We start from the raw sequence: 6,171 nt of genomic DNA on the forward strand, positions 1-6,171 counted from the left end.
ACGCTTGAACCATCCGGCATAACCCAGGCCTATAAACAATCCGCGAATGCACGCAAATTAACGCGAATGGTTACAATTACCTGCAACAACTCATTGCCATAGTATTTGCGTCCATTCGCGTTCATTTGCGGATTAAACAAACCATCCGGGCCGGACAATCCATTGAAACTGGAACTGCAACCCACTGTCGAAGATCAACGCATCGCCTGGCTGGCGGCGGCTGCGGTGTCGATCCATATTCTGGAGGCGCTGCTGCCCAGTCCGATGCCGGGCTTGAAGCCGGGCTTTGCCAATATTATTACCATCTGCGTGCTGTGCCTGTACGGCTGGTCGACGGCGGCCTGGGTCAGTCTGCTGCGGGTGCTGGTGGGCAGTCTGCTGCTGGGCACGTTTTTATCGCCCACCTTCATGCTGTCTCTGTCCGGGGCACTGGCCAGTCTGCTGATCCTGTGGCCAATGACCCGCCTGCCCGGCCGCGGCTTCGGCCCTGTCGGTTACAGCGTGGCGGCGGCCCTGGCACATATCAGTGGCCAGTTTGTGCTGGCCTGGGCGTGGTTTGTCCCGCACGCGGGGATCTGGAAACTGTTTCCGGTTTTATTGAGCTTTGCCGTGTTGCTGGGACTGCTCAACGGTATAATCACGCACAAAGTGGTAAAACATCTGCATGGCTGACGTAACTGGCAACAATTCCTTATCGGCAGGCGCCGCTGACCGGCTTGGCATGACACTGTTCATGGCGCTGGCGGTGCACGCCATCGTGATCCTCGGTGTCGGCTTCAATCTCAGCGATCTCGCCAATAACGACGCCATTACTACTATGGAAGTCACCCTGGTACATAACGAATCCGAGGACGAGCCGGAGGACGCCGAGTACCTGGCCCAGGCCAATCAGGAAGGCGGCGGCAATATGCAGGAGAAAGTGCGCGACAGCAGCCCCTTTTCCAACCCCCTTCCCACCGAAGAAAGCGGCCTGGCCCCCGACAGCCGTCAGGCCCTGGCGCCCCCGCCGCGCGAACAACAGGACACACCCCAGGAAGTGATGAGCGCCAATCGCGCACCAGAGAAGATCGCCAGCGAACGCCAGCCGCAAAAGGAGCCACCGATTCCCGAGGAGGTCACCGCCGCCCAGCTCTACGAGCGCAGCCAGCAGATCGCCCGGCTCAGCGCCGAGATCGATGATATGAAAAAGGCCTATCAGATCACCCCGCGCGAGACCTATGTGCGCGGGGCCAAGGCCCGCGAACACCGCTTTGCCGCCTATCTCGATGCCTGGCGATCCAAGGTCGAGCGCATCGGCAATCTCAACTACCCTGAAGAGGCGGTACGCAATAATGTCACCGGCGATCTGTTACTGGATGTGGCGATCAATCCGGACGGCACGCTCAAATCGGTGCGGGTGCTGCGTTCCTCCGGCCACACCGTACTGGATGAGGCCGCGCAAAACATCGTCCGGCTGGCGGCGCCGTTCCCGCCGTTGACCGAGGAGATTCTGGAAGACACCGACATATTGCACATTCCCCGTGTCTGGCAGTTTAAAAGCGGATCAAATCTGGGGCTAAGTCGTTAGCCATCGCTTGCCTGTGCAACAACACTGACTGATACTTGCCTTATGAGTTACATCGCCCAACTGAGTAACCACTTCCTCATCGCCATGCCGACCCTGGCGGATCCCAACTTCGAGCACACGGTCACCTATCTGTGCGAGCACAACCCGCAGGGCGCGCTGGGCATCATCATCAACCGGCCCACCGACCTGACCCTCACCGATCTGGCCGAGCAGCTCGACATCGAAGTGACCGAGCCGGAACTGGCCGACACGCCGATCTATCAGGGTGGCCCGGTTCAGCTGGAGCGCGGTTTCGTCCTGCACACACCGCTGGGCGAATGGGACAGCACCATGGAGATTACCACCGAGGTGGGGCTGACCATGTCCCAGGACATCATCGATGCCATCGCCGGCGGGGTTGGGCCCGAACAGTTTCTGATCGCCCTGGGCTATGCCGGCTGGGGCGAGGGCCAGCTGGAAGAGGAGCTGGCCGCCAACAGCTGGCTGAACGGCCCGGCCGACAGCCGGATCATTTTCGACTACCCGGTGGAAAAACGCTGGAGCGCCGCCGCGGCGGGACTCGGTGTGGACATCACCACCCTGTCGACGGACGTGGGCCACGCGTGAGCCAACCCTTAAACCGACCGCCAAGAACCCTGCTGGGGTTCGATTACGGCCTGCGGCGTATCGGCGTGGCCGTGGGCCAGGAAGTGACCCACAGCGTCGCCCCGCTTATCACACTCAGCCGCAAGACCGACAAACCCGACTGGGACGCCATTACCCGGCTGATCGACGAATGGCAACCCGATTTGCTGGTTGTCGGCCTGCCCCTGACCCTGGAAGGGGAAGAGCAGGAGATGACCCAACGTGCAAGACGCTTTGGTAATCAGCTCAAAGGGCGTTACAATCTGCCCGTCGAGATGGTGGATGAGCGCCTGACCTCCTACGAGGCGGAACAACTGCTCGCAGAACGCTCGCACAACGGAGCCGGCCGCAATGATCCCGAGGATATCGATCAGGTGGCCGCGCAACTGATACTGCAAAGCTGGTTCGACCAGCAACTGACCCCGGAACAACATGAGCGAACGCCGTGACGTCCAGACCCTGCTGAGCCAGATGGCCAGCGATCTGCAATCCCTGCTCCACTCACGGCATATCACCGATCCTGCCATTATCGGTATCCACACCGGTGGCGCCTGGATCGCCGAGCAGATTCATCAGCAACTCAAGCCCGAACAGCCGCTGGGCACGCTCAACATCACATTTTATCGCGACGATTTCACCCGCATTGGCCTGCATCCACAGGTGGAACCGTCCAACCTGCCGTTCTCGGTCGATGACCGGCACATCGTCCTGATCGACGATGTGCTGCACACCGGGCGCACCATCCGCGCCGCCATGAACGAAATCTTCGACTACGGCCGGCCCGCCTCGATCATCCTCGCCTGTCTGGTGGAACGCAGCGGCCGTGAACTGCCCATCTGCGCCGATGTGGCCGGCGAGCGTCTGAGCCTCGAGACGCATCAGCATGTCAAACTGACCGGGCCGGATCCGCTGGAGCTGTTAATACAGGAGAGCAAATGAAGCGGCAGGATATTCAATGTGACAGTCAGGGCCAGTTGCGCCATTTTCTGACCATTGAAGGGCACAAACGCGAGACCCTCACCCAGATCCTCGATACCGCCGAAAACTTCGTGACCGTCGGCAACCAGCCGGTCAAGAAAGTCCCGCTGTTGCGGGGCAAGACCATCGTTAACCTGTTCTTCGAATCCAGCACCCGCACCCGCACCACCTTCGAACTGGCCGCCAAGCGCCTCTCGGCCGACGTACTCAATATCAACATCAGCACCTCGTCCACCAGCAAAGGTGAAAGTCTTCTGGATATGTTGCATAACCTGGAGGCGATGCACTGCGACATGTTCGTGGTGCGCCACGAACAAAGCGGCGCGGCCCACTTTATCGCCCAGCATGTGGCACCGCATATCAGTATTATCAACGCCGGCGACGGGCGCCATGCCCACCCCACCCAGGCAATGCTCGATGTATTTACCATTCGCAAGCACAAACCCGACTTCACCGCGCTGCGGGTGGCCATCGTCGGCGATCTGATGCACTCGCGAGTGGCCCGCTCGCAAATCCACGCGCTCAACACCCTGGGCGTGCCGGAGATTCGCGCTATCGGCCCGTGTACCCTGATCCCGCCCTATCTGGAACAGATGGGCGTGCACGTCTATAACGATGTGCGCGAGGGACTGAAGGACGTGGACGTGGTGATCATGCTGCGCCTGCAGCGGGAACGCATGGACGGCGCGCTGCTGCCCAGTGAACTGGAATACTTTCAGACCTACGGCCTGACCCAGGAAAAACTGGCGCTGGCCAAACCTGACGCCATTGTCATGCATCCCGGTCCCATCAATCGCGGCGTGGAGATCGAATCCAGCGTCGCCGACGGCCCCCAGTCGGTCATTCTCGAACAGGTCAGCAACGGCATCGCGGTGCGCATGGCCATCATGTCGGTGGTACTGGGACGCAAACCATCCGGCGAGGAGGGGGAAGCCTGATGCGCATTCATATCAAAGGTGGCCGCCTCATCGACCCGGCCAACGGCATCGACGGTCAGCACGATCTCTACCTTGCCGACGGCCAGGTAGTCGCCATCGACCAGACACCCGACGGCTTCGGCGCCGATCAGGTGATCGACGCCACCGATCAGTTCGTGATCCCCGGCCTGGTGGATCTCAACGCCCGCCTGCGCGAGCCGGGCCAGGAACACAAGGCCACCATCGCCAGCGAGACCCGCGCGGCGGCCGCCGGCGGCATTACCACGTTGTGCGTGCAACCGGACACCGATCCCATCATCGACACCCCCGCGGTCTCCGAGCTGATTCATCATCGCTCCCGCCAGGCCGGCTTCGCTCGCGTGGTGACCCTGGGCGCCCTGACCGTGCAATTGCAGGGCGAACATCTGAGCGAGATGGAAGAGCTGATTCGCGAGGGCGGCTGCATCGCGGTCAGCAACGCCCTGAACCCGCTGAACAACACCCTGGTCTATCGCCGCGCGCTGGAATATGCCGCCAACTTCAATCTGACGGTATTCATCTACGCCAACGATCACTGGCTGAGTAATAAAGGCTGCGCCCACGAAGGCGCTATCAGCACCCGCCTGGGCCTGCCCGGCGTGCCCGAATCGGCCGAAACGGTCGCCGTGGCCCGGGATCTGATGCTGATCGAACAGACCGGCGTGCGCGCTCACTTCATGCATTTAAGCTCTGCCCAGTCGATCCAGAAGATCGCCCGCGCCCGGCACGACAACCTGCCGGTCTCCATCGATGTGGCCGCCCACCAGCTCTATCTTACCGAAATGGACCTCGGCGATTTCAACAGCGCCTGTCACGTCATCCCGCCATTGCGCACCCAGCGGGACAAGGACGGCCTGCGCGCCGGGCTGGGCAGCGGCACCATCAACGCCATCAGTTCCTGCCATCAGCCGCACGATGCCGACGCCAAGCTGGCACCATTTTGCGAAACCGAACCGGGCATCTCGGCCCTGGAGACCCTGCTGCCGCTGACCCTGCGCCTGGCCGAGGAAAAGGTTATGTCACTGTCCGATGCCCTCGCCCGCATCACCAGTGAGCCGGCCCGGATTCTCGGCATCGACGGCGGACGCCTTGGCATCGGCGATCGCGCCGATGTCTGCATCTTCGATCCGCAGGAACGCTGGACCGTCGATTACAATACGCTGGCCAGCTGCGGCAAGAACACCCCGTTCCTCGGCTGGGAAATGCAGGGTCGGGTCAGTCACACCCTGCTGGCCGGCCAATCCGTTTATCAGGTGAACCAGTGAACACCGCCAGAGTCCATCGCGATACCATTTTTGTCGAACAGGCCGAGATCCTCGCGCACGACGCGCACGCCGGCGATCAATACACCCTGCGCCTGCAGGCACCGCAGATCGCCGCCCGGGCCCTGCCCGGCAGCTTCGTGCACCTGACTGTCAACGCCCAGCGCCCGATGCGCCGGCCGATCTCCATCATGCGAGTCGATGCGCAAAAGGGCTACGTCGATCTGCTGTATAAAGTGTTCGGTGAAGGCACGGCTCTGCTGGCCCAGAACAGGATCGGCGACACGCTCAACCTGATGGGCCCTATCGGCAAACCGTTCGAGTTTCATGCCGACAAAAAGCGTCCTTTATTAATCGGCGGCGGCGTCGGCATGCCGCCGATGATCTTCTGCGCCGATGCCCTGCGTCACGACAAACATTATCAGCCGTTCATGATTCTGGGCTCCGAAGTGCCGTTTCCGTTTCAAAGCCAGCCATCCGAATTCATCGTCCCCGGCATGCCCGAGGGGGTCATCGCGGCCATGCCGCTGGTCGAACAGTGGAATATTCCCTCACGCCTGACCAGCACCCAGGGTTACCCCGGTTGCCATGACGGTTACGTCACCGATCTCGCCCGTCACTGGCTCGATGCCCTCTCAGATGAAGAACGTCATCAAGTGGAAATTTTCAGCTGCGGCCCGCATCCCATGCTGGAGGCCGTCGCCCGACTGGCCAGAGAATACGACCTGCCCTGCCAGGTCTCGCTGGAGGAATTCATGGCCTGTGCCGTCGGCGGCTGCGCCGG

8 protein-coding genes are annotated in these 6,171 nt (G+C 61.4%); all 8 read left to right on the forward strand.

Going from position 1 to position 6,171, the window contains the following annotated elements:
- The first annotated feature begins 162 nt into the window (after window positions 1-162).
- The gene (locus RI563_RS06695; protein WP_310693593.1) at window positions 163-672 is read left to right on the forward strand and encodes a Gx transporter family protein; all 510 of its coding nucleotides are present in this window, start codon (window positions 163-165) and stop codon (window positions 670-672) included.
- Window positions 665-1,567 carry an energy transducer TonB gene (locus tag RI563_RS06700; protein ID WP_310693594.1) on the forward strand — a complete coding sequence of 301 codons (903 nt, stop codon included), beginning with the start codon at window positions 665-667 and terminating at the stop codon, window positions 1,565-1,567. The genes RI563_RS06695 and RI563_RS06700 overlap by 8 nt, the downstream gene beginning before the upstream one ends.
- A gap of 42 nt (window positions 1,568-1,609) precedes the next feature.
- A complete protein-coding gene (locus tag RI563_RS06705; protein WP_310693595.1) occupies window positions 1,610-2,173 on the forward strand; it encodes a YqgE/AlgH family protein in 564 nt (187 codons plus the stop codon).
- Window positions 2,170-2,640, forward strand: a complete 471-nt coding sequence (gene ruvX / locus RI563_RS06710; protein ID WP_310693596.1) for a Holliday junction resolvase RuvX — start codon at window positions 2,170-2,172, stop codon at window positions 2,638-2,640. Before RI563_RS06705 ends, ruvX begins: the two co-directional genes overlap by 4 nt.
- 22 nt (window positions 2,641-2,662) lie before the next feature.
- Window positions 2,663-3,130, forward strand: coding sequence for a bifunctional pyr operon transcriptional regulator/uracil phosphoribosyltransferase PyrR (pyrR, locus tag RI563_RS06715; RefSeq protein WP_310693601.1), 468 nt, complete (start codon window positions 2,663-2,665; stop codon window positions 3,128-3,130).
- The gene (locus RI563_RS06720) at window positions 3,127-4,107 is read left to right on the forward strand and encodes an aspartate carbamoyltransferase catalytic subunit (protein ID WP_310693597.1); all 981 of its coding nucleotides are present in this window, start codon (window positions 3,127-3,129) and stop codon (window positions 4,105-4,107) included. The genes pyrR and RI563_RS06720 overlap by 4 nt, the downstream gene beginning before the upstream one ends.
- Window positions 4,107-5,390, forward strand: coding sequence for a dihydroorotase (locus tag RI563_RS06725; protein ID WP_310693598.1), 1,284 nt, complete (start codon window positions 4,107-4,109; stop codon window positions 5,388-5,390). The genes RI563_RS06720 and RI563_RS06725 overlap by 1 nt, the downstream gene beginning before the upstream one ends.
- The coding region (locus RI563_RS06730) for a dihydroorotate dehydrogenase electron transfer subunit (protein ID WP_310693599.1) at window positions 5,387-6,171 on the forward strand (785 nt) is incomplete at its 3' end. The genes RI563_RS06725 and RI563_RS06730, both read left to right, overlap by 4 nt.

Source organism: Thiohalophilus sp. (genome assembly GCF_031581315.1).
Lineage (GTDB): Bacteria > Pseudomonadota > Gammaproteobacteria > UBA6429 > Thiohalophilaceae > Thiohalophilus.

What these genes read in the sequence shown, in the direction of transcription:
- RI563_RS06700 (WP_310693594.1), top strand. Translation starts at nt 665, where the DNA reads ATGGCTGACGTAACTGGCAACAATTCCTTATCGGCAGGCGCCGCTGAC.
- RI563_RS06725 (WP_310693598.1), top strand. Translation starts at nt 4,107, where the DNA reads ATGCGCATTCATATCAAAGGTGGCCGCCTCATCGACCCGGCCAACGGC.
- RI563_RS06720 (WP_310693597.1), top strand. Translation starts at nt 3,127, where the DNA reads ATGAAGCGGCAGGATATTCAATGTGACAGTCAGGGCCAGTTGCGCCAT.
- RI563_RS06705 (WP_310693595.1), top strand. Translation starts at nt 1,610, where the DNA reads ATGAGTTACATCGCCCAACTGAGTAACCACTTCCTCATCGCCATGCCG.
- pyrR (WP_310693601.1), top strand. Translation starts at nt 2,663, where the DNA reads ATGGCCAGCGATCTGCAATCCCTGCTCCACTCACGGCATATCACCGAT.